Here is a 26,919-nt window from a genome sequence, read left to right as displayed (position 1 = left end):
TTATTCAATAAATGTGATCTCATTAGACTTAGAAATTAAATTACTGAAAAAAGAGCATGTGAGTGCATTGCTGGAACTGGATCAAGCCTGTTTTGGCGGTTTATGGACAATGGAGGCTTACGGGCGTGAGTTGGATAGTCCCAACAGCGATCTGCTGGGTTTATTTTCCTCTGTCTCTAATTCCAGACTGCTGGGAATGGGTTGCTTTTGGTCAATTTTAGAGGAAGCCCACATTACAATTTTGGCGGTTCATCCCCAATATCACCGTCAAGGAATGGGACAGGCTTTACTATATTCACTCATTAAGACAGCTTGCGATCGCAAAATGGAGCGAGCTACCCTCGAAGTGCGAGCTTCCAACTTGGGGGCTATATCTTTATATCAAAAATTTGGCTTCAAAACAGCTGGGCGGCGTCGGCGTTACTACCAAGATAACGATGAGGACGCCCTAATCCTTTGGCTCTCAGACTTACAACACCCCAAATTTCAAGCAACTCTAGACCAGTGGTATTCCATGATCAGCGATCGCCTGGACAAATCCTCTTGGCACTTGCGTTTTAACTAATTACGCATTACGTTAGCGAGTTTGCGTACTCCTGCAAAGAAGCAAGCTAGCAAGAGCGTCATTACGAATTATTTTAAGTAGTTGCGGATTATTAATTTTGGATTATCAGGGTTTGTGATCAGCTTCAGCAAAAAAATGCAACTTTGCCGCGCATAATCATATTTAAATATTTTATATTAAACTAGTTTAATATAATAAAAAACTATGTTAAAATTTGTGCTTGACATGAAAAAATACATATGTTAAGTATAAGTGTTTGGGATTAAGTCAAGAAACTCCTAATATAAGCAGTCAGCTATTTGTAATAAATCCCAAAAACGCTGGTGAACTAAAGCTCCTCAGTACACTAGCTAGATAAAAGTAGTCAAGAGTTAACAATTAGCTCATCAACCCAAGTCATAGCTTCAGGATGTCTATAATCTGTTATACAGGCATCCAAAAGCTTTGCCTGTGCTAAAATCAGCATACCGGCACGACCGCAGGTGATGGGAAAAATGCCATGTTTGAACGCTTCACAGAAAAAGCCATTAAGGTAATCATGCTGGCCCAAGAAGAGGCCCGCCGTTTAGGTCACAACTTTGTCGGAACCGAACAGATCCTCTTGGGTCTGATTGGGGAAGGCACTGGTGTGGCTGCCAAGGTGCTGAAATCAATGGGCGTCAATCTCAAAGATGCCCGAATCGAAGTTGAAAAAATTATAGGTCGGGGATCAGGCTTTGTTGCCGTGGAAATTCCGTTTACGCCACGGGCAAAGCGAGTTCTAGAACTCTCCTTGGAAGAAGCACGCCAACTGGGGCATAACTACATTGGCACCGAGCATCTGCTGTTGGGCCTAATCCGCGAAGGGGAAGGCGTAGCAGCCAGGGTGCTAGAAAACCTCGGTGTGGATCTATCTAAGGTAAGAACCCAAGTCATCCGCATGTTGGGAGAAACTGCCGAAGTTTCACCAGGCGGTTCATCCGGGCGCACAAAAACCCCGACTCTGGATGAATTTGGCTCAAACCTGACCCAGATGGCAATAGACAATAAGCTTGATCCGGTGGTGGGACGCGCCAAGGAAATTGAGCGGGTGATCCAGATTTTGGGTCGCCGAACTAAAAATAACCCAGTGCTGATTGGGGAGCCAGGGGTTGGTAAAACAGCGATCGCTGAAGGTTTAGCTTCACGCATTTCCACTAAAGATGTCCCTGACATCCTCGAAGATAAACGCGTCGTCACGCTGGACATTGGTTTGCTCGTAGCAGGAACCAAGTACCGGGGTGAATTTGAAGAACGCTTGAAAAAAATCATGGATGAAATCCGCTCTGCGGGTAATGTCATTCTCGTGATTGATGAGGTACACACCTTAATTGGTGCAGGTGCGGCAGAAGGTGCCATAGACGCAGCAAATATCCTCAAGCCAGCCTTGGCCAGGGGTGAGTTGCAGTGCATCGGAGCTACAACTTTAGATGAATACCGGAAGCACATCGAGCGAGATGCAGCGCTAGAGCGGCGTTTCCAACCAGTGATGGTTGGCGAACCCACTGTAGATGAAACAATTGAAATTTTATATGGTTTGCGCGAACGCTACGAGCAACACCACAAACTGAAAATCTCCGACGAAGCATTGGTAGCGGCGGCGAAGTTATCAGACCGTTACATTAGCGATCGCTACCTCCCAGACAAAGCCATCGACTTAGTTGATGAAGCTGGTTCTAGGGTGCGCTTGATTAACTCCCAGCTGCCACCCGCAGCCAAAGAGTTAGACAAAGAGCTGCGTCAGATATTAAAAGAAAAAGATGACGCGGTGCGCTCTCAAGACTTTGACAAAGCTGGGGAATTGCGCGATCGGGAGATGGAAATTAAAGCCGAAATTCGGGCGATCGCTCAAAGCAAGACTAATGCAACTGGCACAGAAGGTGAAGAACCTGTAGTTACAGAAGAAGACATTGCTCACATTGTCGCTTCCTGGACTGGGGTACCGGTGAACAAACTCACCGAATCTGAATCTGAAAAGCTGCTGCACATGGAAGACACCTTGCATCAGCGTTTAATTGGTCAGGATGAAGCTGTAAGGGCAGTTTCACGAGCAATTCGTCGCGCTCGTGTCGGTTTGAAAAATCCCAATCGACCCATAGCTAGCTTTGTCTTCTCTGGGCCGACTGGTGTAGGTAAAACCGAGTTGGCGAAATCCTTGGCTGCCTACTTCTTCGGTTCCGAAGAAGCAATGATCCGCTTGGATATGTCGGAATACATGGAGCGTCACACCGTCAGCAAGCTGATTGGTTCGCCTCCAGGTTATGTTGGTTATAACGAAGGTGGTCAGCTGACCGAAGCCGTGCGGCGGCGTCCTTACACCGTGGTGTTGTTCGACGAAATCGAAAAAGCCCACCCCGATGTATTCAATATGCTGCTGCAAATTTTGGAAGACGGTCGGTTAACCGATGCCAAAGGTCGCACGGTAGACTTCAAGAACACCTTGCTGATTTTAACTTCCAATATTGGTTCTAAGGTAATTGAAAAAGGCGGTAGCGGTATCGGCTTTGAATTCTCCGAAGATGCCAGCGAGTCAACTTACAACCGGATTCGCTCTTTGGTGAACGAAGAATTGAAGCAATACTTCCGTCCAGAGTTCCTCAACCGACTCGATGAAATTATCGTCTTCCGTCAGTTGAGCAAGCCTGAAGTGACCCAAATCGCCGAAATTATGCTCAAGGAAGTATTTGGTCGTCTGACGGAAAAGGGTATCACCTTAGAAGTCACCGATCGCTTCAAGGATCGGTTGATCACTGAAGGTTACAGTCCCAGCTACGGCGCAAGGCCATTACGTCGGGCAATTATGCGCCTGTTAGAAGATAGCCTAGCAGAAGAAATTCTGTCTGGTCGCATTAAGGATGGCGATACAGCCCTTGTTGATGTGGATGAAAATGGCGTTGTCCAAGTTAGTTCTCAACAGCGTCGGGAATTGTTACCCCAAGGTGTTGAGTAAGATTTAGAGTTTGGGATTTAAATCTCAAATAGAAAATTAGCAAACGGTAGAGTATTTATTGCTCTACCGTTTTTTACTAAATATTAATTAAGTGCTTCAAATTTGGATCTAGTAGCATTTAGTCTGCGGTAGTATATCTCTAAACCGCCTTGTATTATATACTGAATAAGATGGTCAATCAAATTATTAATTCTCCAATGGTCTTTATTAGCTAGGGAATCTATGTAAAAAAACTTTATTTTTATAGGCACTAAAATCGATGGAAATAATAGAAAATGGTTTTCGATTTCGAGTAGGGCTTTCGTTTGCAGGCGAAGATCGAGATTATGTAGAAAAGGTTGCTGAACAATTAACTGAGACATTGGGTCAAGAAAAAGTTTTTTATGACTACAATTATATAGCTGAATTTGCTGGCTTTGATTTAGACATACATCTGCAAAAAATTTATCGCGAAGAATGTGAATTAATTGTCGTGTTCATTGGCGAGTTCTATAACAAAAAGCCTTGGTGCAAGGTAGAATGGCAGACTATTCGTGGTTTAGATTTCATCAAACCGAATGGAAACAAATTAATTATGCTAATTCGGATGGATGATGGCGCTGTAGATGGGGTGCCTCCAAATGCCGGTTTCATTCATGCAGGTAAATTCTCACCGCCTGAAATTGCTTCGTTTATTATTAAGCGACTGAACAGTAACAATATAACTCAGAATTATGAGGATAAGCCTGTTTTAGGGTCAAAAAATCCTGTTACTGACTTGAAGGCATCAAAAGTAAAGGCAAATTCCTCTAAACATTCTTATACATTGCTGAATCCATGCAACTTTGACTTGGAGCAATTAATTAGAGAAAGTATGAAGGTATTACTGGTCAAGACGCAGGGACTTTTTGGGCTGGCTATCCCCTGCAACGATGATGCTTTTCGGAATCACTTCTGTGAGCGTTTGAAGGAGGATGATGGTATAAGTAACGCCAGAATCATAAATACTCTGACATTGGATCGTAAAAAGAGTAATTTAGAATATACAGTAAATTCTATAAAAAGGTACAAAAAATGTTTAGAAAAAGAAGATATTATTTGTCCTATTCGAGTTGAGGTTAACAAAAAGGATAAAAGCTATTCAGATGAATTTTGGCAGGAAATATGTACTGCATTCCCAAATGTTGAACGTCGTTTAATCATAATTATGGTGGGCAGTAAAGACAAAATTTTTCCAAAAGACGTGAAGAAGCTAGAACCTCCAAAGTTTGAAGAAGTGGATGTGCGTCAATGGGTTATCAAAATCAGTAAGATACGGAGGTGGGAAGAAGATATTATACAGGAATGGATGCAAACGATGATTACTGACTGTCGTCCCAGCCATTCTCCAAGTGAACAGATGGATATCGGAAGTGTGTATGACCATTTGAGCTACAGTCAGGAACTTTTGCGAAGAAACCCTCCACCTCCAGCAAAAGCGTTTCTAGAAGAACTTAAGCAAAGGATTCCGGCTGATGTCTAGACACCCTATTGATACTACTACCAGGTTCTCTACTATTGATTACAACTCTTTACCAGACTTTATTGAAATCGAAGACCTTCAGGTTTATTCCATACCCGATCCCGAGAAAGACCCTCCAAAGGAAAAGCAAAGAATAGACAAGGAACCCTACTTACCTGATAAGGATCTAGCAGAAGCAGTTGATTTAGCGATCGCCTTAGGTCGCCCTTTACTTTTACAAGGCGAACCTGGTTCTGGTAAAACGCGCTTAGCTTATGCTGTTGCCTATGCCTTAGGCTTACCTTTGGAAGTTAGTTATCTCAAATCTACCAGTCGCGCCCAAGATTTACTCTACACTTATGATGCAATTAATCGTCTTTACAATGCTCAGTTGAAACCTGATGAACGGCAAAAAAAAGATGGTAAGCCAATGAGCCTAGATATTAAGGAGTATATTTATTTAGGTTCACTAGGCAGAGCAATTGCCCGCGCTCAGTATGGTCGTCGCTCAGTGGTGCTGATTGACGAAATCGACAAAGCAGACCTCGACTTTCCCAACGATTTGTTATGGGAGTTAGATCGGTTAGAATTTCAGGTAACTGAAGCTCCAGAGATTCATTACAGCGTTGGTGACAACCCACGCCCAATTATATTTGTCACGCATAATGAAGAAAAAGCATTACCCACTGCATTTTTGCGTCGATGTATTTTTCACTACGTAGAGTTTCCCCAAGACAAGGAGCTTTTGCTAGAGATTTTAAAAACTTACCAGATTACTGACCAAGAATTAAGCAAAAAGGCGATTGAAGTCTTGTTAGCGCTTCGCGACCCAAACTTGAACAAGCCACCGGGTTTGAGCGAACTGCTTGACTGGGTGGGTTATTTAGAAGCAGTGGGAACACCAATAGAGGAACTTGACAAACTGCCATATATAGGCGCACTGCTTAAGCAAGAGAGCGATCGCAAACGTGCAAATGGAGGGTCTGTCTAGCAGTGAAACAGCAGCCCAAGCTTCCTGAGTTTCTTCGGCAATTATTTGAAAGTTTACGCCGTCGTGGATTCCCATTAACACCAGATGATTTAGAAGCATTGCGACAGTCATTACAGGCTGGTTTTGGTTGGCCATCACAAGAAGGACTAGCACTGCGGGAACTTTGTAATTGTTTGTGGGCAAAATCCCGCCAGGAACAGGAAATTCTTACTCTCTTGTTTAAGCAAGTGGCAGGAGAAGACAAGGCTTGGCAATTATCTTCTGTGCCAGAAGAAAAAGGTTCTGATACTGGTAGCTCCAATCAAACAAAACAAAAGAAACCTCTGGATGAGTCGCAGCCTCATAAGGATGAGATAGCTGTAACTAAATCTCCTACAGGCTTGCCTGAGATTTCCTCAAACGATGCAGAGATTTTTAAACGTCGATTTATCTTTGTACCACAATTCCCATTAAATTACCGAGAAGTGGCTCAGACTTGGCGGCGCTTACACCGTCCCGTGTGGGAAGGACAACCAACAGAACTGGATGTGGAAGCTACAATTACCCGCCGTTCTCAACTCGGAGTAGCAGTACCAGTTATCTTAAGACCTAGATGCCGCAAAGTTGCTCGGTTACTTTTGTTGGTGGATCGTCAAGGTTCAATGACTCCTTTCCATGCTTTTTGTGAGGAGGTTTGTAAAGCAATTCAACAGGCGGGGAGGTTGGAAGATACAGCAATTTACTACTTTCACAACGTTCCTGCTGAAGGAGCCAATGACGATGTGCTAGAACCACTTTTTAGCTTCAAGCGAATTGTCTGCCATACGTTTAATTACAGATTGCAGCATTTCACTTTGTTTAATCAAAAAGTCTCGATCCTCTTTAACTCTGTCCAGATCGTTGCTTGACATAGTACTCCACTATAACGAGAGCCACTCGATTGTAAAATAAAACTAACTCTCTTGAAAAAGTATCTTTCGCAGCTTAAAGAATCCAATCTGACAAGCCGAGTACTCACACATTTCTAAATAATTAAAGGGATGCCATTCGTTTCTACCAATGGACTCCAAATAAGTTCCATCCTCTTGAGCCTCATCCGGCACTATACCTGTAACATCTGCATAATACAAATAACAGACTTCATTTACTTGAGTACCAACGACATACTTGCCTAAAGGTAAAACCTGAACCCTATATCCTGTCTCTTCAAAGACCTCTCGAATGGCAGCTTCTTCTGGTGATTCCCCCTCATCCAATGCACCTGTAATTGGGCAGGGAAAAAGCTTTAGTCTTCCATTTACCTCTTGATTATCAATACAGAGATGCTGGTGTCGAATTAGGACATCATACTGTGCCGGATTTTCGCCGCTCTTTCTCAAAAGAAATACCGCAACTGAATCCTTACCATTTCGTTCCAAATATTGAAATCCTTGAGAAGATTCCCTAACAGCAATCCACTGGGTGCTAAAGATGACTCTATCCGTATCCATTGGCTATATTCCGGTACTTGATTTATTCAGATGTCAACCTCACTAATTGGGGTAAAAGTAGCGAGGGTGAGATGAGCCGCCACGGAAAATCTGAAACGCTTGCTACGGAAGGTTTACAGAAATAAAAATTGCTTTGTGAATATAGTGGAGTCTCTGGGATTAATCCCCATAGCTCCTTCACTCATATCGTTTTTTGTGTGAAAATATCTGAGTTTGCGATCGTTATGTTTTGATTTTGCTCGTAATTCTGGAATCTAGCTGTTTTCAGCTTTCATCTGGAGTAATACCAACAAATATTATATATTGGTATTATACAGGAGAAAATTGTATGCAAAAAAATACAAGTGTTACCTTGGGTGAGCATTTTGAAGCGTTTATCGCCAATCAAGTTGACAGCGGTCGTTTTGCCAGCGCCAGTGAAGCGATTCGAGCGGGACTGCGCCTTTTAGAAGAGCGAGAAATAAAACTTGCCGCTTTGCAACGAGCATTGACAGATGGGGAGAACAGCGGATTTGCTGACTATTCTCTCTCAGGATTGCTTGCAGAACTTGATCGTGAATAGCGCATGTCAGCATTTCGCCTTACTGAATTAGCCACTCAAGACTTGCTATCAATCGGTCGCTACACCCAAAAAACATGGGGAACTGAGCAGAGAAACCGTTATCTTGCTATCTTGGACGATTGCTTTCATCTCTTGGCACGAGAGCCACACAGGGGACGTACTTGTGATGATATTCGCTCAGGATATCGCAAGTACCACATCGGACGACATTTGATCTTTTATCAGGAAACCAATGAAACTATCGATATTATTCGTATTTTGCATGATCGTATGGATGTGGAGTCTTATTTCAACGAAGACTAACCCAAAGACAACCTATTCTTTAACATGAGAATTATTACCCCAAGGGGTTGAATAGGATTTAAAATTTTAGCTTTATCGTTGGCATATTAGATTGATCCGATAAGCACTAAAAGGTATTCCAAGTTATGACCTTCAGTGATGTAGTTGAAGCAATTAAAAGTCTTTCCAGTGAGGAAAAGTTAGAAATTCAACTGTTATTGCAGCAATATCTACGGGAAGAAAGGCGTGAATAGATTTATCAAAATTTTCAGATGGCGCAAGTAGAACAGCAAAATAGTGAACTAAAGTTTTCCTCAAATATCGATGAACTGAGACAACTGATAGAAGAGTGATGTTAAAAGTCAGTTTCAATTCTTCATTTAAATAAGCAGATAAAAATCAATATTCAAAAAACGGTAGAAGACAAAACTTATGTACCGTTTTTTTGTTGTCTATCAATACGGCAAAAACACAAACAGCAGATGAATCTAACCTTATTCCTTCTATAAATTCTGCTTCGCTGTTAATTATGCTCTGTCTACGGGAAAACTGAGAATAGATAGGCGCTTAAGTCGCTGCAAGCAGTTGATTAAGAGTAAAGCAAAGTATGTATAGCGGTTCACAGATTGATAATGTTCAAAGTTTTGTAGAATTAATAGGCAATAACGATAACCTTTGGAATTTTTTAGTTGGAAGAGAAGTTATAAATTTTTGGGGAATGCGAGGAAGAATTGTTTTATTATGCGATAGAGGAAAAGGATCACAAATACGTGTAGATTTACCAATTACTGTAAGAGACTCTGCTGGAGCTAGAGATTGTCTCAGATGCAAATTCTTCAGGATAGAAGAATTTATTAGCGAATTCAATAAGATAGATCCGCCTTTTTGTTATGAAGAAATTCTTCAATTAATGCAAGCAAAAAACCTAGAGAGAGAAAGATATAAAACAGAAATACGAAAGGAGGAAAAACGGAAATTAGAAAAAGAGGAAGCCAAAAGAAAGGAAATAGCGAGACGAAGGGTAGAAAAGCAAGCTTTACTTATGAGCTTAAAAGAACAACAAGAACGGACGCGCAACCGTTAATATCATATTTCGGCTGCCTAATCAACCAGACTTTACTATTGAATTTGTTATCAATACAGGTTTTACAGAGTTTCTTTCCTTACCCACAGCAGCAGTTACTCTATTAGGTTTTCCTTTTGTGTATGATATGTATGCAAATTTAGCTGACAATAGTAATGTAATCTTGCCAATACATCAAGCTAACATTATTTGGAATGAAGAAGAACGGGAAGTGAATGTACTTGAGACAGGAAAGCGACCTTTGCTAGGAACTGCTTTACTTGATGAGCATGAACTTGTTATACAGTTTACTGAGGGCGGTTTAGTAACAATTGAGGAGTTGTAGTTGCTTTCGGGATATATCGGCTTTCTATTAACAGCAATAAAAATTATTACCCCAAAGGGTTGAGTAAGATTTGAGATTTGAGTCTCAAACAAACATCGAACTTATTAGGGTAGATGAACGGACTGGCAACTTATACGTACTTGCTGGCGAAAATCTTGACTTTGAGATTAAACGCAACTGGAGGGTATGAACAATGACAGTAGCTAAGCATGAAGCGATGAATCTCAATGAACTACGTCGCCATATTCTCACTCATCGGGAAGATGTTGCAACTTTCCATGTGTATATCAATCGCTCAAAATCTGAAGGGCGAATGATTAGCATTGACTTGAATGATCAGAACTGGGAAGACCAAGTTAAACAAGCAATTAGATATAGTTCAAATGAGATTCGTTGGTACTGTAATAATACACAAAAATATATAAAGGAAGCTCAGACAATTACTAAATGGTGGCATCAGTTAGATAATAAACTTATTATAAAGCATCATATTACTGGGATATAAATTGAGCAAGCAACAGGTATCTGGGAACTAATTCAAATTAATCCGCCCGTGCAAGTACGTATCAATGAACCAAGTTTATAAATTGGTGAATTAACTACATTAGTCAAATATAGAGGTCAAGATAACTCTATAAATCAGATAGAAGCAGTTGCTATTGACCTGGATCTTGCAAAACAGAACTTATTTATTTGGCCGAATACATCAGATGAAGTCTTCATTTTCTCAGCAGAGGAAGCTTAACACTTCGCTGTATCCAAAGACTGGTTTAGCAAGCCGTTATGATGCCATATAAAAAACTATCCGCTTTTTAAAATCATGGCTGAATTACTTCGGCGCGTTATCGCAGAACTTGAGAAGTTGTCAGAATAAGAATAAAATGCGATCGCACCGGATAAACGCCGCTTTTAAAACAAAATTAACCAAACTCCCATTGCAGAATCTGGGGTACAATACCGCCTTACAGTCTTTGAAATGATTATCCCGATTTTAGATATGCGTCTATTCCGAGAAAAAGAATGGTTATTTAGCCTATTGATAATATCTCTAGTTCTATGGCTGATATTTTTGGGAAACTCCCCTTTACGAGATTGGGATGAAGGTACTGTGGCACAGGTTGCGCGTGAAATTTGGCGTGCCCCACTTGGTTCAATGCGTTGGCTTTACCCCACCTTGGGAGGTGAACCTTATTATAATAAGCCACCCCTAATGCACTTACTAATTGCTTGGACTTACTCCATCGCAGGCGTGAATGAGTGGACAACACGTCTACCGGGTGCAGTCTTAACTGCCTTGGGAGTGCCTTTGCTTTACTTGGTGGGATGTTTGCTTTTTAACCAAAGTTTACCAGCTCTGTTTGCCGCTTTAGTTTACCTGACGATGTTGCCTGTGCTGCGTCACGGACGGCTAGCAATGCTAGATGGTACAACTATTACCTTTTTCTTACTATTGTTATTTTGTTTGCTAAAAGCACGTCAGAATCGTCGGTATGCTCTAGGTGTGGGATTTTGTCTAGGGTTAATCACTCTCACTAAAGGGATGATAGTTTTGCTGCTAGGGGCGATCGCTTTTTTATTCCTGATTGCTGATCGGCAGCTTGCTTTGTTAACAAGCCCCTATTTATTACTGGGAATGTTTTTAGGAAATGCACCAGCGATCGCTTGGTTTGCTGCTCAATCGCAACATTATGGCGAAAATTTCTTCCAAGTAAATTTTCAAGCACAAACCTTTGATCGCCTTGGACAATCTGTTGAAGGTCATACTGGGCCTCCCTGGTACTATTTAATTGAGTTAATTAAGTATAGTTTTCCTTGGCTATTATTTTTACCGGGGGGTTTTTATCTAGCTTGGAAAAAACGTCATACTGCCTGGGGTCGCCTAATTATTATTGGTACAATTGTTTATTTAGGAACTATCTCTTTAATAAAAACTAAACTCCCGTGGTATGTTATGCCCGTATATCCATTTTTAGCTTTGGCAATTGGTGCTAAACTTAGTGAAATTTGGCAGTACGGTCATTTTAAGGTGCGAAGTTGGACAATATTTCTGGCTATTATTGCTGTTGCTGGTTTAGGAGGTTGTGTTTACTTTATTATTGCAAATAAAGAGCCTATTTTAATAGTCATGAGCATTGTTTCGGCAATAAGTATGGGCATCGCAGCATGGCTAATTAAACAACACGATCGCAACTTTATTCCAGTGTTATTCACAGGGATGTATTTAGTTTTAGCACTATTGATGAGTTCACAATCTTGGATTTGGGAATTAAAAGAAGCTTTTCCAGTCAAGCCAGTTGCAGACTTAATTCGGGCAAATGTTTCACCAGGAACACAAATTTACACCTCTTTTGCTTATGGGCGTCCTAGTTTGGACTTTTACAGCGATTGCAAAGTAACTCCTGCAACTGTGCCACTTTTACAACAAATGTTATCTAATAAATCTTATTTGCTCTTAGACAATGTGGCTTTACAGCAAATCAATTTAACTGGTAGTAAAATTATCGGAGCAGCTAACGGATTTACGCTGATTACCAAAAATTAGTTATACCAATGAATATTGGATAGTAGATTATCTTGCTATTAGCGCTCATATAGCGTTTCTCGTTTGTATGAAATACACTCTGACCTCTCTCTTTTTAGGAGAGAGGCTTTGAATCTTATCCCCCAACGCTACAAGGGTTGGGGCTGTTATTGTTAAGTCTGTATTGGACTCAACACAGAAGCGCTCATAAATTCGTTGGTAATCCGAAACAGCCTACTATATTAGTTTACTCGTTGGTTAAGTATGAGTATCAGATTAACCAGTTTAGGGGTAGCAACAAAATAGGCTCACCAACTTTCCCACAGTTGAATTTGACTGCTGAACAGATTTTTCAAGCTAGTAACTGAAAGTCACAAATCCCCGGCTTCTTTGAGAAGTCGGGGATCTTATTTATCGGTAAACCACCAATGAATGATCTTATCAACCTAAGCTACCCAAAGATCGCGGGCAAATCGAATAGAAAATGTAAACATTAGTATTCCAAAAAAGTACATAATTAGGTATCCCCAACGAGGATAACGGGCAAGTAATAATCCGAATGCCATTGACAGCGATATAATACCGTAAGTGTAGCGTTCAGCCGAGGCTGTAATCCCAGTGTTTAAAATTAAAGCGAAGGAAGAAAACCCATAGGCAACAGTAACAAGGGGAATTTTAGCGCGTGATAACCATAGTAAATAGATCCCACCAAAAACTAGTGCAATTTTCACTAGTTCATCTCCTGTCAATAACCATAACAATAGCCATAAAAAATATAATCCATAGCGGAATTTAATCATCCCCAGATATAAACGAAAGCGCCATAACAAACAGCCGTTACCAATAATTATTAAAAATAATAATGGATACAAAGGGTCTTGAATATAGCCAGATTTAAAATTAGTGGGACCTACCGTAATTTGCATCAGCATCTTCCACCAACCTTCCCAAGCAAACCCTGTCGCATCACCACGCCACGCTTTTTGTGCATGGATGAAAGCCAAAGCGTCGCCAAATTTTATTTGACAATAAAGACTGTACAGAGATATACCCAAACCAACAGTTAAACTGGCAATATAGGCTTTTATTCCTCTACGTTCTTTCCAAGAAACAAACATAAAAGCGGGGATGAGAGCAACTCCAGGTAGTCGCGTTGCTGTAGATAATGCTCCCCAGAATGCTGCCCAAATATATTGCTTTTTATCAAAAGCTCGTAAGGCAGATGTGGTACACAACAAAAACAGACCTTCAGTGTAAATTACGGTTCCATAAAGGGAATAGGGACACCATGCTAAAGTAGCTGTTGCCCATCGTGCTGTGCTTGTGCCGTAAAGCTCCTGTACCCAAAAATAAAGTATGATCAAGGCAGCTAAAAAAGCGCCATTATTAACTAATATACCTGCCACTTTAAAAGGCAAGCCGATGAACATAATTATCCGGCTTAACAATGAAAATAAAGGGAAAAATGCAACTGCGTGCATTTCTTTTACTTGACTGGAAAAGTCGTAACCAGAAGTCACAATTCTCTCATACCAAAAACTGTCCCAAGCATAGAAAACATCCCAACTAAAGGTGGCAGCAACGCCAGCTGATGAAGTTGGAAACAATGGGGCAATCAGTAACATAGTGATGGCTATTAGAAGCCTACTAGACAGCCACATTGCCATGACAAAAAATAAGCCATTAGCCAAAAATTTTTTCCTGATATTCATCTTTGCAGATAGATAAATTAACTTTTGATTGATATTTTAGCAAAATTCAGCTTTTAATTTTGGATAAATCATCTCACAATTTCGCACAACAAACCAGAGTGTAAAACCTAAAGGTATAGAAAACAATTGGATATATAGGAGTACCTAAATAGCCAAAAAATGAGGATATTTGCACAACGATAGCCACCCAAAAATATCGTGAAAAGTAAAAGGTAAAGCTCAGAGAAAATATATCAGCAGGATAAAAATATCTGTCGTGCATTTTGGGCAGGATATATCGCATAAATAAAACTGATATAGTGGCTAAGTATATTAATCTGTTCTGAGTAATTTTTTATCTACTTTTATAAACAATATATGACAATAAAAATATTGCAGATATACTTAAAGTTAAACCTATGGGAACAAGAATATTATAAAAGTTACTGAGAACCCATTGATAAAGATTAGGTGCGTTCTTAGCGAGTTCTTTATATTTATTAGCTTGGTTAAAGTATATTAACTTCCGCATCAACAAATGTTTTAACTGGCTGAATTTTATTCCACTCAATGGGGTGCGAGTGAAAAGTTACTTTTTAGTAGTATACCGTTTTTAGATGGTAAGGAATATTTAAATCTTTATCAAAGTTTTTGCAATTTTATGGTCTTCCACTTTAATTTGTAAGCTCCAATCACGAATTATATTCCCTTTCTTTTATCATCTTGGAAAATTGGGATGCTAGCGTGCCTAAACCTAATTTCTTAAGTAATAAATATTTATATGTTTCCCAGGTAGACACACGAAATGTACTTTTGAATAACCATGCATCATTATCAACTGTAAAGGGAGTTCCAACCTTAGCTACAAGAAACGAAGAAGTATTATCTGAATTTGAGACTAACTCTTCCCAATTAGTAGGCTGTTCTTTGCCCCAATTAAAAATTTTGTTTAAACTCACGACTTCTAAAAGTTCCCTTCTCATTAAACATGCTGAATTTCCAAAATATTGAATGGGATGAGAAAAAACATCACTTGCAAAATAATCTTTACCTGGACCCCACTGTCCCCCAGCACTTCTATCTACATGCATTAAATTTATTCCCATAATATTTTTATCTTCATTAAGAATAGTAAGACCATGTTCCAAGATATTAATACAGTCTTGATGTGTTCCCACTATTTGAATATCGTCATCCAGATGTAAAATATAATCAGATTTACAAAGATTCAGACTAATAAGAATTCCAAAATTACTATGAGGGGGATGGCTAATAGTATTATATCTTACAGAATCAAAATGATTGATTTGATTGGATGATTGAAGTAGCTTCATCCCATTTAAATCAGGGCTACTATCATCTAAAAATATTTTTTCGGCAAAAGGAAGCTCTAGTACTTTAGCCCAGCTTTGTATAGCACGACAAACAATGAACCTACGGTAATCGTGTAACGACTTAATATATGAGCATGTAGAAAATGATGTTTTTTTCCACAAATCATTACTGAAATTTTGCATATTCTGCATTTCTTTATCCTTTCATACTGTATTTAGAGCAAAGGTTAGAGCATACACCATCAACATAATTTTTTCCTAAATTCGATTTTACTACGAATCTGCAAAACAATTGTGACGCCTCCGTCAGCCTTTTCGCTTAATTTAACAATACTCCGGACAGTTTTCGCCCCAATGGATAAAAAAGCCACTTATTGTTGTAGGCTGCAAATAGTTCAAAAAAAGCATACCGCTAGATCAGCTATGAATACGGTAGAAACGATACTCGCCCAAATGGGTAATTTAGCAAACCTCATTATAAATACTTAGTAATTTTATTTACTATAGTTAGGATTATGTTGGGAAAAGTGAACTTCACAAATCTAAGTCGCTATAGTCAAATCTTGGAGAAGACCTACCGACGACAGTTTAGCCAAGGCTTTGAGTTTGTGAAATTAAATCGGCGAGTAATTAAACAGGCAATGCTTTGAACCTGGCTAAATTAGAGGTGACACAAAAACAGCTTGTAAACAAAGAACCTTGATTTATTTAATAAGGCAGTTTTTATGAAAATAGCATATATAATTTTGGCGCATAAATATCCGCAACAATTAGTACGTCTTATTTATAAACTAAACACAGATGATGTTTCATTTTTTATACATATAGATAAAAAAGCGGATTCTAAAATTTATCATCACGTACTGACTCAATTCAAGGATTTTCCAAATGTCTCTTTCATAAAAAGATACCATTTAGCATGGGGAAGTTTTGATATTGTCAGAGCTAGTCTTCAAGGAATAAAATCAATAGTTGAAACAGGTACTTACTTCGATTATGTTATATACTTATCGGGTCAAGACTATTTGATCAAGTCAAATGAACAGATTAAGAAGTTTCTCCAACAAAATAAAGGTAAAGAATTTTTAGAGTATTTTCCACTACCTTGTAATAAATGGTATCGTGGAGGTTTAACAAGATTAGAATCTTGGTATATTCGTTGGAAAGATAAGGATTTTTGGATACCAGAAAAGCGTGAGTTTAAATCTCGCATTAACTCTTTTTTATATTCATTGTTGATTTTGCTTTTACCGAAAAGACATAAATTTCCTGAAGGCTTTGCTCTTTATGGAGGTTCAGCATTTTGGTGCTTAACAGGAGAATCGATAAAATGGATAAATGATTTTGTTAAGCAAAACCCTAAGTTTATTAATCGGTTTAATTACACTTATTGTCCAGATGAATTGTTTTACCAGATCCTAATTGTAAATTCGCCTTTTAAGGATAAAATTATTAACACTCGCTTGACATATCTAGAGTGGTCTAACGTTAATGCCCTTCACCCCAAAATTTTAGAAAAAAATGATTTTGATAAAATTAGAGACTCAGAAAAATTATTTGCCAGAAAGTTTGATATGACTATAGACCCGGATATATTAGATATGGTTGATGAAATGATATCGAGTCAATCTTAACTTGCAAATTAATTTTGAATTTTGGTCGTAGAGAAGAAATAATAAATGTTCCTGAATATTGAACTTTGGACAAAAAAGAGTGGTTTGGGTAAAATATCCGCGAACCAAACGTAATTTCAAGAACACTCGAACCTATCCCACTAATAATATTTGTGCTACAAAGCTTAAGCTTATTGAGAACTGAAAACGAAAAATCAAGGTTTTCAAGCACATTTTACGAAAAGAAGTAGGGATTTTTAGAATAGTGGGATAGGTTCTCAGATGATTGCTCAAGGTTGAAGTTGCTCCAGCCGCCATTGTTAGGCGAGCGGACAGTCCACCAGCATCCGTGAGAGATTAAGATAAAGTGCCCTTTGTCAATCAGTTTAAATACTCAAAACATTGATAATAAAAATGATAATCACCACTTTTGAGGAGGATAGAGGACAGGGGGATATTTTCTTTCTTTGCGTCTCTCCTTTGCGTCAGTGTATCGATTATAGTGATTGCTGTTATTAAATAGTCCCAAGCAATTTATAGTGAGAGTTGTCTGTAAATCCTTAAGCAATTGTGAAAGCGATTACTCTCGTTGGTTCCACTGGTTCTATTGGTACTCAGACTTTAGATATTGTCACTCAGTACCCAGATCAGTTTCGGATTGTGGGATTGGCAGCTGGGCGCAATGTCGAAATGTTCGCTGCTCAAATTCGGCAATTTCGACCGAAAATAGCAGCAATTTGCTCAGAAGAGAAATTACCAGCGCTCAAAGAAGCTATCATTGACCTCGATCCCCAACCGATTTTACTGGCAGGTGACGCCGGAGTTATTGAAGTCGCTCGTTACGGCGATGCCCAAACCGTTGTCACTGGTATCGTTGGTTGTGCTGGTTTGCTACCTACGATCGCAGCCATTGAAGCTGGTAAAGATATTGCCTTAGCGAACAAAGAAACCCTGATTGCTGGGGCCCCTGTGGTTCTACCCCTAGTCGAAAAACATGGTGTAAAATTACTCCCAGCCGATTCCGAACATTCCGCAATCTTTCAATGCCTCCAAGGCGTGCCAAAGTCCGGCTTACGGAAAATTTTGCTCACTGCATCTGGTGGGGCTTTCCGAGACTGGGATGTAGAAAAGTTAGCAGAAGTGACCGTTGCTGACGCCATCAAGCATCCTAATTGGTCGATGGGGCGTAAAATCACAGTAGACTCTGCTACTTTGATGAATAAAGGACTGGAAGTAATTGAGGCTCACTTTCTGTTTGGGTTGGATTATGACAATATCGAAATTGTCATTCATCCCCAGAGCATTATTCACTCGCTGATTGAACTGCAAGATACTTCAGTTTTAGCCCAACTCGGTTGGCCAGATATGCGCTTACCCTTACTGTATGCTCTATCTTGGCCCGATCGCATCTATACCAACTGGGAACGACTAGATTTAGTTAAAGCTGGAAATTTAACCTTCAGTGAACCAGATCACCAGAAGTATCCTTGTATGCAGTTGGCTTATGCTATGGGTAAAGCTGGTGGTTCGATGCCAGCTGTGTTGAATGCCGCAAATGAGCAAGCTGTGGCTTTATTTTTATCAGAAAAAATTCGGTTTTTAGATATTCCCCGGTGTATCGAATGGGTGTGCGATCGCCATCAAAATGATAATCGTGCAAATCCCTCTTTAGATGACATTTTGGCAGCAGATAAATGGGCAAGACAAGAAGTTTTAACAGCGACTGAAAAGTTAGAAACTGACTCGCGGATAATTTCTCTGCGATAAAAACCTTTAGAGCTGATTCGACTGGGGATTAGAAATTGATGCCTAGTCCCCAATATTTAATCCCCAGCCTCTAATCCAATTAATATGGAAATCATTTAAGCTGATCACAAAGACATACTAGCTGAACTACAAAAAGTTAACAAATTAAACTTTCTTCAAAATATTCGGTGGCTTCCGGATCAGCCATCAATTTTATGTATATCTATAATTTATATCCAAAAAAAAATTAAAAATCCTTACAAAACCTTTGCAAACAAGGCGGCATTTTACATCAATAATTATCTCATTTTTAGCTAAAATATCCCCAGGCTAATTATCACAAAAAGTCTCATTATAGTGGATATTAAAAATTGGGTTTAGCATCTTTTGTACCAGTGATTATTACCAAAACAAAAACTTACCCTTTCTGAATCAACCCATTCTCACATAAAGGCAATTATTAAGGATATTAATATATGATTGCTACGCTGATTGTAGCTTGGATCGTCTTCATAATATTGTGGAAGTTGTTGAAAGCAACCGTGAGTAATGCATTGACTATTGCGGCAATCCTTGTTTTATTAAATATCGGTTTTGGCATTACTCCACAAGATATTTGGCATTACGTAACGCAGTTTGCTCAAAATCTGTCGCAGATCCAAAGTGGCAAGTAAAAATCTCTACTTCACTTTTTCTCATGAAAGGTGAAGTATAAAATATGAAATGACAAAATTTTTAACTTTAATGCCAGTTGCGTCAAAGTTTCTGTGGTGTTTACAACTTTTATTGGTCAATTATTATTTAATGCTGAAATCTTAGCCAACGCATCCTTAACACTCGCCGGCAACTGACGCATAATTTTGCCTCTTTCGCGATCTAAAGCTACTAAAGTCACCTTGGCAGTGACGTACAATTGTTGTCCATCAGTTGAGACAATGGCATAATCCCAATTGATCCGGACGCCAGTCACCTCAGCCATGCGCGTTTTTACCATTACTGTCATACCTAATTGAATTGAACGGTGATAGCGCACCGACAGTTCTACAACTGGTAAATCACAACCTATAGCGACTAAATCAGCAAATTCAATCCCTATAGATCGTAAGCATTCAATCCGTGCTTCTTCCATCCAAGCTACATGGGAACCGTGCCAGACAATACCGCTATAGTCAGTGTGGTGGGGTTGCACTCTCACAGGATATTCAAACCAATTCCCAAATTCATGACTTGATGGATTGTCAAGGGCGCTGGTTGGTGGTAGTTTTGGTTGACTGGGTTTTTCTTCTGACATCTTCAAGTTTCTAAGCACCTATAAATTTTCCAAATCATTGAATAGCATAAAAATTAATTGCGTTGCCAGACTTGTTAATTTAATATTTACACTTCCGAGTATAGAGAGTGTTTTGTTATGCAGCCTAATCTCCAGTATGTGAGTGTTGTTACTTTGACTCTACTTAGTTTACTAGGTTTTGAGATGGCGTACCCAGACAAGAACCAGGTAAGCACAAATGCAAGGTTGAGGTACGACTCCGGAGAAAAAGCTCAAGCTTTACTCAAGAATAATCAGCTCTCAGAAATTGAAAGTCTCAACGAAGAAGCTATCCAAGAATCTCGGTAAGGTCAATCTAAAGAAGCGTTGCAGAGATTACAAAAAGCATTAACCATCAGCAGAGAACTTGGAGAGCGCTCTTGGGAAGCGGTAATATTCAATAATATCGGCAGAATCTACCAAAGTCAAAGAAAGTATCCTGAAGCACTTCAATCTTATCAGCAAGCTCTCTTAATTAACAAAGAACTTGGGGATCTCGTTCGAGTTGGCAAAACCTACAGTAACATAGGTTACTTATTCGATATCCAAAACAAACCAGAGTTAGCAATTTTTTTCTATAAGCACTGCTTGATTAATTGTGAGAAAGCTCGCTTGAATCCATCAGCACTGAGTGCGTCACAACCAGATGCTTATAGCATAACTGTTAGCCAGACATATCGCATTTTAGCTGGACGATTACTCAAACAAGAACGTGTTGCTGAAGCACAAAGGACAATAGATTTACTCAAAGTTGAAGAACTAGAAGAATATCTCCAGAATGTGCCAGGTAATCAACGTACTGTCAAAGGTATTAATATAGCCGCAAGAGAAAAACCAATTAAACAAAAGTTGGAGCAAACTCTGGATAATGCTGTTGTGCTGGGTAAACAACTGACGACACTACGGAAAATTTCCTCCAAAGAGCGATCGCTCGAACAGAAACAACGGATCGAGCAATTAGTCCTAAATCAACAGCAACTCCTGGATGGATTTAACGAATTTATCAATAGTCCTTCAGTGAAAGCACAGGTAGAGCAAATTAGCCGCACAGCTAGGCGGCAAAATTTGGATTTGGAGAATCTCAACGAACTTCGAGATAGTTTGGCGCGATTGCCGCAAAAATCGGCACTACTTTACCCGCTGATTTTAAAAGATAATTTGGAATTGGTATTGGTAACTCCTGATTCTCCACCAATTCATCGCACCGTTGCTGTAAAACGTGAAAACCTCCATCAAACAATTGCTGCTTTCCGCCAAGCTTTAACCAATCCCAGTCGAAACATTAAAGCACCTGCACGCCAATTATATGACTGGCTAATTAAACCGATAGAGAAAGACCTGAAGCTATCAGGTACACAAACTCTGATTTACGCTCCAGATGACCAGTTACGCTACATTCCTTTAACTGCTTTATATGATGGCAAACAATGGCTAGTGCAGCGCTTCAATGTGAATCACATTACATCTGCCAGCCTGACTAACTTAAACACCCCAAAACAATCTACTTTGCGGGTTTTAGCTGGTGCTTTTACTAAAGGGAATTATCAAATCAAAGTTGGTAATCGGCAGGTTGCTTTCGCTGGTTTGCCCTTTGCAACGCGGGAAGTGGAGAGTTTAGCAGCTACGGTTCCTGAAACTACGACACTTTTAGACGATGCTTTTAGCCCCAGAGTCACTGTACCCCAAATAGATGATTATACAATTGTCCATTTAGCGACTCATGCAGCCTTTGTGGTGGGTAAACCAGAAGATTCGTTTATTTTATTCGGGAATGGCGAGCGCGTTAACTTTAGAAATGTCGCCACTTGGTCACTTCCCCATGTAGATTTGATCGTGTTGAGCGCCTGTGAAACCGGCTTGGGAGGCAAGTTGGATAACGGTGAGGAAATTTTGGGCTTTGGCTATCAGATGCAACAAACCGACGCTAGAGCCGCGATCGCCTCGTTGTGGTCTGTGGATGATAGTGGTACATAGGTACTTATGAGTGCTTTTTATGGTATCCTCTCCACGGATAAATTGACTAAAACTGAAGCTTTACGACAAGCTCAAATCTCATTAATTACTGGAGACTGGAAGGCAATAAGTCATAATGTACCCGTAGCAGCAGTTAGCGATTTTAGTCACCCGTACTATTGGGCACCTTTTATTTTGATTGGTAATGGACAATAGGAGTAAAAATTCATAAATTAGGGAAAACACACAGTCAAGCAGATATAATGATAGTTGCTACTACCCAGATTCACTATCTGACCTTAGTAACGCGTAACACCGGCGATTTCGGTAGCTGCCATATTCCATTACTGAATCCTTTTACATAGCCCTAAGGAAAATTGCGTTAGCGGAGCTTAACGTACCCCTACGGGGAAGCTACGCGTAGCGTCTCGTAGAGAAGTTATCGCGTTTTGATGATATTTTGGGCAAAGAGGAGCGGCTAACTGCCCAACCTCTGCCTTTGGTGCGTTTTAACACCTTCCAGCTAAAGGCTGAAAATCCGGCTCGTGAGGTTTTGGCAGATATAAAAAAATATGCGATGGGCCAGCGACGAGCCAATCACTTAAGGTAAGGAAATAGGTAAGAGCGATCGCCAACTAAGCCACCATTACCAATTATCGATAATCAATTTCTAAGAAAGCGATCGACCTTTGGAACCTTAATACTTCTTGGCAAGAGTTTTAGAGCCTGTATCAGTTTGCATAGATTGCTTGACAAGATTAGCCAGTTCGTCTAATTGGCTTATTGCCTCCGCACCCTCTAACTTCATCAATTCGCGGTCATCCCGCATTTCCGTCCAAGTAATCCCGTAATCGGACACTAAAAACCGAATCAGATGGTTATCACCCAAGCTAACCATAAACGATGCACTATTCATTTGGTCGCCACAGGTGTAGCAGGACGCAGGATACCCACGTCGCTCTAATACAACCGCCAAGGCTTGCAGGTTCATTACCAAGTCTTGGACGAATTGTCGATGTTGATGTGCTAGTCTCAGAAACACTTTTGTCCTCCAGACACCACAGTCATTTGAGTCTCTTTTATATTTTCTTTAGATTTTCTCATCCACTGGTATTGTAAACTATTCAATACAATTACCAGACAGATGATATTGAGTCGTTAATTGACTACCTTGTTTAGGGTAGTGCATCAGGGTTTTGAGCGCCGTATCAAACTATTCAGTTTACAAATTAAAAATCTCGGACAGAATTGCTAAATTTAACTATATCTTTATACATTTCTGTCAGGGTAGATTCTTACAGGAAGCGATTCGCCTTAAGAGTAACTTAAATCTAGCAATAGTCAACTACAGAAAAGCTACATATTGCGTTTTTATTGGCGACGTGTAGCCAAATTCACTGCTATTAGAGGCTATAACGTAGTTTTGCATCGTTATAGTGTCTTTTGCTTAGATGTTTAATCTGTTCTGTTTCTAACGTAGATTTTGGTATAGACAAATGATTTGGTATACCAAATTCGTTCCTCCTGTATATATAAAGTTGAGCCGATGGCAGTGCAAATTTTAGATTCAGTACTAGTAAAAGATTAATTAAAATCTTTTATACAAACTTACGTACGTGAGTAGATAAGTCTAGTGTAGAATCCACAATGGATCAACTCAAGACTGACAATAACTAAACTCAGGAGAGCAATGTTGCCATTTAGGCAATATTTTCAGATATTTTGGGATTAAGTAAGTCGGTGCTTATATTTCTTCATATACATTGAATTTTTCTAGCCGACTTACTTACTCTGTGGCGGTTGCTATATTTTAATTTTTATCTCGTTTAAATAAAACACCTTGGCAGGTTTAGTGCCAAGGTGTTTTATTACTTAACGCGATGCGCAACTTATTCTTGGAACCCGGCTTCTATTCTTCTTTCCCCCAATCCCCAAAAGGGGCCCCGAGTCCCACGCTCCTGAGAGGCTTTGATTCTTACTCCCCAATGCTAGTAGGGGAGCCAGTACGTTGCGGGGGTTCCAAGAGTTGTAGCAGCTGGCGTAAGGGGTTAGGGGTTAAGTTTGAGAGAAAGTCGCACACGGCATTACTTACTTACTAAACATTACTTGTAGTGCTAACAAGTTTTTCCCCTTTCAACATCCGCGCCGCAGCTTCAAGTAGAGCTTCTTCGAGATAGGGCTTGGTAAAGTAGCCACTAGCACCGAGTTGAGCTGCAATTTGTCTGTGCTTGTCTGCACCCCGCGAGGTGAGCATAGCGATCGGTAAGTGGTTGAGGTTAGAGTCTTTCTGAATGCGAGATAGTAACTCCAGACCATCGCAACGGGGCATTTCAATGTCGCAAAATACAATATCACAAGGCAGACCAGAACGGAGTTTATCCCAAGCTTCCTGCCCGTCACGCGCCTGTTCTACACGATAACCTGCTTTGTTAAACGTTAGGGATAGCAATTCTCGAACTGTAATTGAATCATCGACTATCAGCACTGTCGGGTCAATCTTCGCAGGAGAGGTATCTGGAGGAGTAGCTTTCTGTTGCCAAGAATTGCTACCAATTTCTGTAGAAATCCGTCCTTGGAAAATGTCAATTATTTCCAGCACGTCAGCAATAGGCATAATGCGACCATCACCCAGGACTGTAGCACCAGCGACACCAATGGGTTTAGGCGCTGGCCCTTCAAATTGCTTAATTACAATTTCTTGTTCGCTCAACACCAGGTCAATCTGTAAAGCAATCAGGGTATTTGCCGATCGCACCACAACTACAGAAACCATATCATCATCTCTGGTGCCGCCATAAACATTACCCCGACTGATCTGGCGATTAAAGGTTAAAAGTTCCTTTAGGGGTCGGAATGGCAGCACCGTATCGCGCCAGGAAATAAATGATTGCCCATTGGCATCGTGCTGGATATTTTTGACTGGTATATCCAGCGTATCTTCTACACCATCCATCGGGAAGGCAATTCTAGCTCGATCAGAGACGCAGCAGAGAGCTTTACAAATACTCAGAGTCAGTGGTAAACGAATGGTGAAGGTGGTTCCCTTACCGAGCGCAGAATCGGTGTTCACTGTCCCACGAATTTCGCTAATCTCGGAGCGCACTACGTCCATACCTACACCACGACCAGAAATTTCATCTGCTTGGTCTTTGATCGTAAAACCAGATTGGAACAGCAGATCGTAGACTTCCAGGCGAGACATGGCTTTTGCCTCCGCTTGTGTAATCATGCCAATCTTCACCGCCTTAGCCTTAATCCTTGCTGAATCGATACCTGCGCCATCATCACCTACGGAAATGATCGTTTGATTGCCTTGGTGGAAGGCACGGATAGTAATGATTCCCACGGGTGGTTTCCCAGCAGCTTGCCTCTCTTGTGGCGTTTCAATACCGTGAGCGATCGCATTATTCAGCATATGAGTTAACGGATCGGTAAGATGATCCAAAATCATCTTGTCAATTAAGGTATCGCCACCTTCGATCACCAACTCCACTTGTTTGCCACACTTAATGGCGTTGTCGCGCACTCCTCGCCGCCAGCGATCAATAGTTTGGGCAAAATGCACCATTCGCGCTCTTGTTAATCCCTCTTGTAGCTGGGTGGTTACTTGGCGGAATTGCCTTGCTACTCGCTCGGTTTCTTCGGTAACGAAATCAATGTCACTTGCCGACTCACGCACGCGCACAATCCGCTCAATCATCTGCTGTGAGAGTGTATGGAAAGGAGTAAAACGATCCATTTCTAACTCGCTAAAACCCCTATCGGCATTGGAATCAGGGGCTTGAAAGCCGGAGTCTATCTTTTTGCGTCCAGCTAACAGAGAGGCTTCCAGTAGCGATCGCTCGTACAACTCCTGCATCCTTGCGCCCACATCGGAGAGTTGTTGTACCTGAATCAGCAAGTTATCTAATGACTGCCGCAGCCGTTCATGATCTTGCTCTAAAGTATTGCGATTTACCACCAACTCCCCAACTAAATTACTCATATCGTCCAGTTGCTTAACTGGAACCTTCATCGTTTCTTCAAATCTCGCAGCCCGACGAGTAGAGGGGCGGGGAGTTTTGCTGGTGTTATATTTTACTACTGGCGAATGGGATATTGTTTGATCTGCTTCTGCCAGCAACTTCTCCAAGTCCCCAAATTCATCTTTTATGGCTGGTGATGGAATGGCATTTTTAGCCAAGACTGGTTGAATGTTCAAGGGCTGGCGTTGGTGTAGCCCGTCGTAGACATCGTGATCGTCATCTGTACCTAGCAATTCTTCTAGGGCAGCAAAATCTACTTCTGTTATTGACGCAGCTTTGGGGATGGGTGCTACTTCCTCTCCTAGTAATGCTGCCAAGTATGCAAATTCATCTTCTGAAGCAACTACTTCAACGGTTTCTGTAGTTGCCAATTCTTCGGTTGAAGCAACAATAGCATTTTCTGCCTCTGCTACTGGTACAGGCTCAGATGTCTCTTCTAGATCCCACAAATCGGTTTCTACATTTTCCTGAATAACCGTTTGTGTGAAGTCATTGACATCTTGTGAGTTAATTGTTGCCGCGTTTTCTCTTAATTCTTCCTGATTTGCTGCTTCTGGCAGAGCAGTTTCTGTAAACAATAAATCATTTGCAAAATCTAGTTCTGTAGCTTCAAAATCTGTATTTTCTGGGAACTCAAAGGCAGTTTCTAAGTTCTTGTTCCCTTCAGTATCTAAAACTTCTGGGCTTGTCTGGGGTGAAGCTGAAGTTTCCCCAAAACTGATATCTAGAGAAGTTTCTCTAGCTTCTTGTTCATCCACAGTATTATCTGTGGTGTCCATCTGAATATAGGTGGAGTTATCTGTGGCTACATCTTCAAACAGCAGTTGCGAATTTTCATCGAAAGAGCCGAACAAATCACCTGGCTGTGCTTGGGATGATACTAAATCTGAAGTTTCCCCAAAATTAATATCTAGAGAAGTTTCTCTAGCTTCTTGTTCATCCACAGTATTATCTGTGGTGTCCATCTGAATATAGGTGGAGTTATCTGTGGCTACATCTTC

Annotated in this window: 22 protein-coding genes and 2 pseudogenes; 18 read left to right on the top strand and 6 right to left on the bottom strand. The window is 40.4% G+C overall.

All coding sequences use genetic code 11. The features are described 5' to 3' along the window. Window positions 1–13 precede the first annotated feature (13 nt). From rimI to V7K85_RS13225, 5 genes are all read left to right on the top strand, one after another. Window positions 14–565, top strand: a complete 552-nt coding sequence (gene rimI / locus V7K85_RS13245; RefSeq protein ID WP_334814119.1) for a ribosomal protein S18-alanine N-acetyltransferase — start codon at window positions 14–16, stop codon at window positions 563–565. Window positions 566–1,064: 499 nt separating this feature from the next. Next, window positions 1,065–3,533, top strand: coding sequence for an ATP-dependent Clp protease ATP-binding subunit (locus tag V7K85_RS13240; RefSeq protein WP_334814118.1), 2,469 nt, complete (start codon window positions 1,065–1,067; stop codon window positions 3,531–3,533). 259 nt (window positions 3,534–3,792) lie between these two features. Continuing rightward, window positions 3,793–5,034 (top strand): TIR domain-containing protein, encoded by a 1,242-nt coding sequence (locus tag V7K85_RS13235; protein ID WP_334814117.1) that lies wholly within the window; start codon window positions 3,793–3,795, stop codon window positions 5,032–5,034. After that, window positions 5,027–6,004, top strand: coding sequence for an AAA family ATPase (locus V7K85_RS13230; protein WP_334814116.1), 978 nt, complete (start codon window positions 5,027–5,029; stop codon window positions 6,002–6,004). Before V7K85_RS13235 ends, V7K85_RS13230 begins: the two co-directional genes overlap by 8 nt. A 2-nt stretch (window positions 6,005–6,006) precedes the next feature. Further along, window positions 6,007–6,891 (top strand): hypothetical protein, encoded by an 885-nt coding sequence (locus tag V7K85_RS13225; protein ID WP_334814115.1) that lies wholly within the window; start codon window positions 6,007–6,009, stop codon window positions 6,889–6,891. A gap of 45 nt (window positions 6,892–6,936) precedes the next feature. Here the strand turns inward: V7K85_RS13225 and V7K85_RS13220 are convergent, their stop codons facing one another. Next, window positions 6,937–7,473 carry an NUDIX domain-containing protein gene (locus V7K85_RS13220; protein ID WP_334814114.1) on the bottom strand — a complete coding sequence of 179 codons (537 nt, stop codon included), beginning with the start codon at window positions 7,471–7,473 and terminating at the stop codon, window positions 6,937–6,939. Between the two features lie 328 nt (window positions 7,474–7,801). Here V7K85_RS13220 and V7K85_RS13215 point away from each other — a divergent pair, with 328 nt between their 5' ends. The 8 genes and pseudogenes from V7K85_RS13215 to V7K85_RS13185 form a co-directional block, all read left to right on the top strand. Continuing rightward, a complete protein-coding gene (locus tag V7K85_RS13215; protein ID WP_229549494.1) occupies window positions 7,802–8,035 on the top strand; it encodes a type II toxin-antitoxin system ParD family antitoxin in 234 nt (77 codons plus the stop codon). Between the two features lie 3 nt (window positions 8,036–8,038). Beyond that, a complete protein-coding gene (locus tag V7K85_RS13210; protein ID WP_251956103.1) occupies window positions 8,039–8,338 on the top strand; it encodes a type II toxin-antitoxin system RelE/ParE family toxin in 300 nt (99 codons plus the stop codon). A gap of 586 nt (window positions 8,339–8,924) precedes the next feature. After that, entirely contained in the window at window positions 8,925–9,401 is a 477-nt protein-coding gene (locus tag V7K85_RS13205; protein WP_334814113.1) for a hypothetical protein, read from the top strand. 1 nt (window position 9,402) lies between these two features. Beyond that, a complete protein-coding gene (locus V7K85_RS13200) occupies window positions 9,403–9,726 on the top strand; it encodes a clan AA aspartic protease (RefSeq protein WP_334814147.1) in 324 nt (107 codons plus the stop codon). A gap of 70 nt (window positions 9,727–9,796) precedes the next feature. After that, a complete protein-coding gene (locus tag V7K85_RS36515) occupies window positions 9,797–9,916 on the top strand; it encodes a DUF6888 family protein (RefSeq protein ID WP_442940580.1) in 120 nt (39 codons plus the stop codon). Window positions 9,917–9,919: 3 nt separating this feature from the next. After that, window positions 9,920–10,231, top strand: coding sequence for a DUF6887 family protein (locus V7K85_RS13195; protein WP_334814112.1), 312 nt, complete (start codon window positions 9,920–9,922; stop codon window positions 10,229–10,231). Window positions 10,232–10,723: 492 nt separating this feature from the next. Continuing rightward, the gene (locus V7K85_RS13190; protein ID WP_334814146.1) at window positions 10,724–12,268 is read left to right on the top strand and encodes an ArnT family glycosyltransferase; all 1,545 of its coding nucleotides are present in this window, start codon (window positions 10,724–10,726) and stop codon (window positions 12,266–12,268) included. A gap of 182 nt (window positions 12,269–12,450) precedes the next feature. Continuing rightward, window positions 12,451–12,615 (top strand): annotated as a pseudogene (locus V7K85_RS13185) (Uma2 family endonuclease); the annotation flags it as partial. Window positions 12,616–12,693: 78 nt separating this feature from the next. On the opposite strand, the gene V7K85_RS13180 reads toward V7K85_RS13185, so the two are convergent. Together V7K85_RS13180 and V7K85_RS13175 are read right to left on the bottom strand one after the other, a co-directional pair. Beyond that, on the bottom strand, window positions 12,694–13,959 hold the full coding sequence (locus V7K85_RS13180) for a hypothetical protein (RefSeq protein ID WP_334814111.1): 1,266 nt from the start codon (window positions 13,957–13,959) through the stop codon (window positions 12,694–12,696). A gap of 671 nt (window positions 13,960–14,630) precedes the next feature. Then, window positions 14,631–15,464 carry a hypothetical protein gene (locus tag V7K85_RS13175; protein WP_334814110.1) on the bottom strand — a complete coding sequence of 278 codons (834 nt, stop codon included), beginning with the start codon at window positions 15,462–15,464 and terminating at the stop codon, window positions 14,631–14,633. A gap of 533 nt (window positions 15,465–15,997) precedes the next feature. On the opposite strand from V7K85_RS13175, the gene V7K85_RS13170 reads away from it, so the two are divergent. The 3 genes from V7K85_RS13170 to V7K85_RS13160 all read left to right on the top strand — a co-directional run bounded on the left by V7K85_RS13170 (window position 15,998) and on the right by V7K85_RS13160 (window position 19,305). After that, window positions 15,998–16,906 carry a beta-1,6-N-acetylglucosaminyltransferase gene (locus tag V7K85_RS13170; RefSeq protein ID WP_334814109.1) on the top strand — a complete coding sequence of 303 codons (909 nt, stop codon included), beginning with the start codon at window positions 15,998–16,000 and terminating at the stop codon, window positions 16,904–16,906. Window positions 16,907–17,455: 549 nt separating this feature from the next. Continuing rightward, the gene (gene dxr / locus V7K85_RS13165; protein WP_334814108.1) at window positions 17,456–18,652 is read left to right on the top strand and encodes a 1-deoxy-D-xylulose-5-phosphate reductoisomerase; all 1,197 of its coding nucleotides are present in this window, start codon (window positions 17,456–17,458) and stop codon (window positions 18,650–18,652) included. Window positions 18,653–19,107: 455 nt separating this feature from the next. After that, on the top strand, window positions 19,108–19,305 hold the full coding sequence (locus V7K85_RS13160; RefSeq protein ID WP_334723505.1) for a hypothetical protein: 198 nt from the start codon (window positions 19,108–19,110) through the stop codon (window positions 19,303–19,305). A gap of 116 nt (window positions 19,306–19,421) precedes the next feature. On the opposite strand, the gene V7K85_RS13155 is transcribed toward V7K85_RS13160, so the two are convergent. Next, window positions 19,422–19,922, bottom strand: coding sequence for an acyl-CoA thioesterase (locus V7K85_RS13155; RefSeq protein ID WP_334814107.1), 501 nt, complete (start codon window positions 19,920–19,922; stop codon window positions 19,422–19,424). 117 nt (window positions 19,923–20,039) lie between these two features. On the opposite strand from V7K85_RS13155, the pseudogene V7K85_RS13150 reads away from it, so the two are divergent. Together V7K85_RS13150 and V7K85_RS13145 are read left to right on the top strand one after the other, a co-directional pair. Further along, window positions 20,040–22,109 (top strand): annotated as a pseudogene (locus V7K85_RS13150) (CHAT domain-containing protein). A 244-nt stretch (window positions 22,110–22,353) separates the two neighbouring features. Next, complete coding sequence (locus V7K85_RS13145; RefSeq protein ID WP_334814106.1) at window positions 22,354–22,503, top strand: hypothetical protein; 150 nt, start codon at window positions 22,354–22,356, stop codon at window positions 22,501–22,503. 87 nt (window positions 22,504–22,590) lie between these two features. Here the strand turns inward: V7K85_RS13145 and V7K85_RS13140 are convergent, their stop codons facing one another. Further along, window positions 22,591–22,935 (bottom strand): DUF1815 family protein, encoded by a 345-nt coding sequence (locus V7K85_RS13140; protein WP_069074034.1) that lies wholly within the window; start codon window positions 22,933–22,935, stop codon window positions 22,591–22,593. 1,053 nt (window positions 22,936–23,988) lie between these two features. Continuing rightward, a partial coding sequence (locus V7K85_RS13135) for a hybrid sensor histidine kinase/response regulator (RefSeq protein WP_334814105.1) occupies window positions 23,989–26,919 on the bottom strand: 2,931 nt, incomplete at its 5' end.

The sequence above is a fragment of the Nostoc sp. genome (genome assembly GCF_036917615.1).
Taxonomy (GTDB): domain Bacteria; phylum Cyanobacteriota; class Cyanobacteriia; order Cyanobacteriales; family Nostocaceae; genus Nostoc.
This window is presented reverse-complemented; position numbering and strand designations above follow the sequence as displayed.

Excerpts from the sequence above, each read along its gene's own strand:
- V7K85_RS13240 (WP_334814118.1), top strand. The coding sequence starts at position 1,065 with ATGTTTGAACGCTTCACAGAAAAAGCCATTAAGGTAATCATGCTGGCC.
- V7K85_RS13235 (WP_334814117.1), top strand. The coding sequence starts at position 3,793 with ATGGAAATAATAGAAAATGGTTTTCGATTTCGAGTAGGGCTTTCGTTT.
- V7K85_RS13230 (WP_334814116.1), top strand. The coding sequence starts at position 5,027 with ATGTCTAGACACCCTATTGATACTACTACCAGGTTCTCTACTATTGAT.
- V7K85_RS13220 (WP_334814114.1), bottom strand. The coding sequence starts at position 7,473 with ATGGATACGGATAGAGTCATCTTTAGCACCCAGTGGATTGCTGTTAGG.
- V7K85_RS13215 (WP_229549494.1), top strand. The coding sequence starts at position 7,802 with ATGCAAAAAAATACAAGTGTTACCTTGGGTGAGCATTTTGAAGCGTTT.
- V7K85_RS13210 (WP_251956103.1), top strand. The coding sequence starts at position 8,039 with ATGTCAGCATTTCGCCTTACTGAATTAGCCACTCAAGACTTGCTATCA.
- V7K85_RS13205 (WP_334814113.1), top strand. The coding sequence starts at position 8,925 with ATGTATAGCGGTTCACAGATTGATAATGTTCAAAGTTTTGTAGAATTA.
- V7K85_RS13195 (WP_334814112.1), top strand. The coding sequence starts at position 9,920 with ATGACAGTAGCTAAGCATGAAGCGATGAATCTCAATGAACTACGTCGC.
- V7K85_RS13190 (WP_334814146.1), top strand. The coding sequence starts at position 10,724 with ATGCGTCTATTCCGAGAAAAAGAATGGTTATTTAGCCTATTGATAATA.
- V7K85_RS13180 (WP_334814111.1), bottom strand. The coding sequence starts at position 13,959 with ATGAATATCAGGAAAAAATTTTTGGCTAATGGCTTATTTTTTGTCATG.
- V7K85_RS13175 (WP_334814110.1), bottom strand. The coding sequence starts at position 15,464 with ATGCAGAATATGCAAAATTTCAGTAATGATTTGTGGAAAAAAACATCA.
- V7K85_RS13170 (WP_334814109.1), top strand. The coding sequence starts at position 15,998 with ATGAAAATAGCATATATAATTTTGGCGCATAAATATCCGCAACAATTA.
- V7K85_RS13160 (WP_334723505.1), top strand. The coding sequence starts at position 19,108 with ATGATTGCTACGCTGATTGTAGCTTGGATCGTCTTCATAATATTGTGG.
- V7K85_RS13155 (WP_334814107.1), bottom strand. The coding sequence starts at position 19,922 with ATGTCAGAAGAAAAACCCAGTCAACCAAAACTACCACCAACCAGCGCC.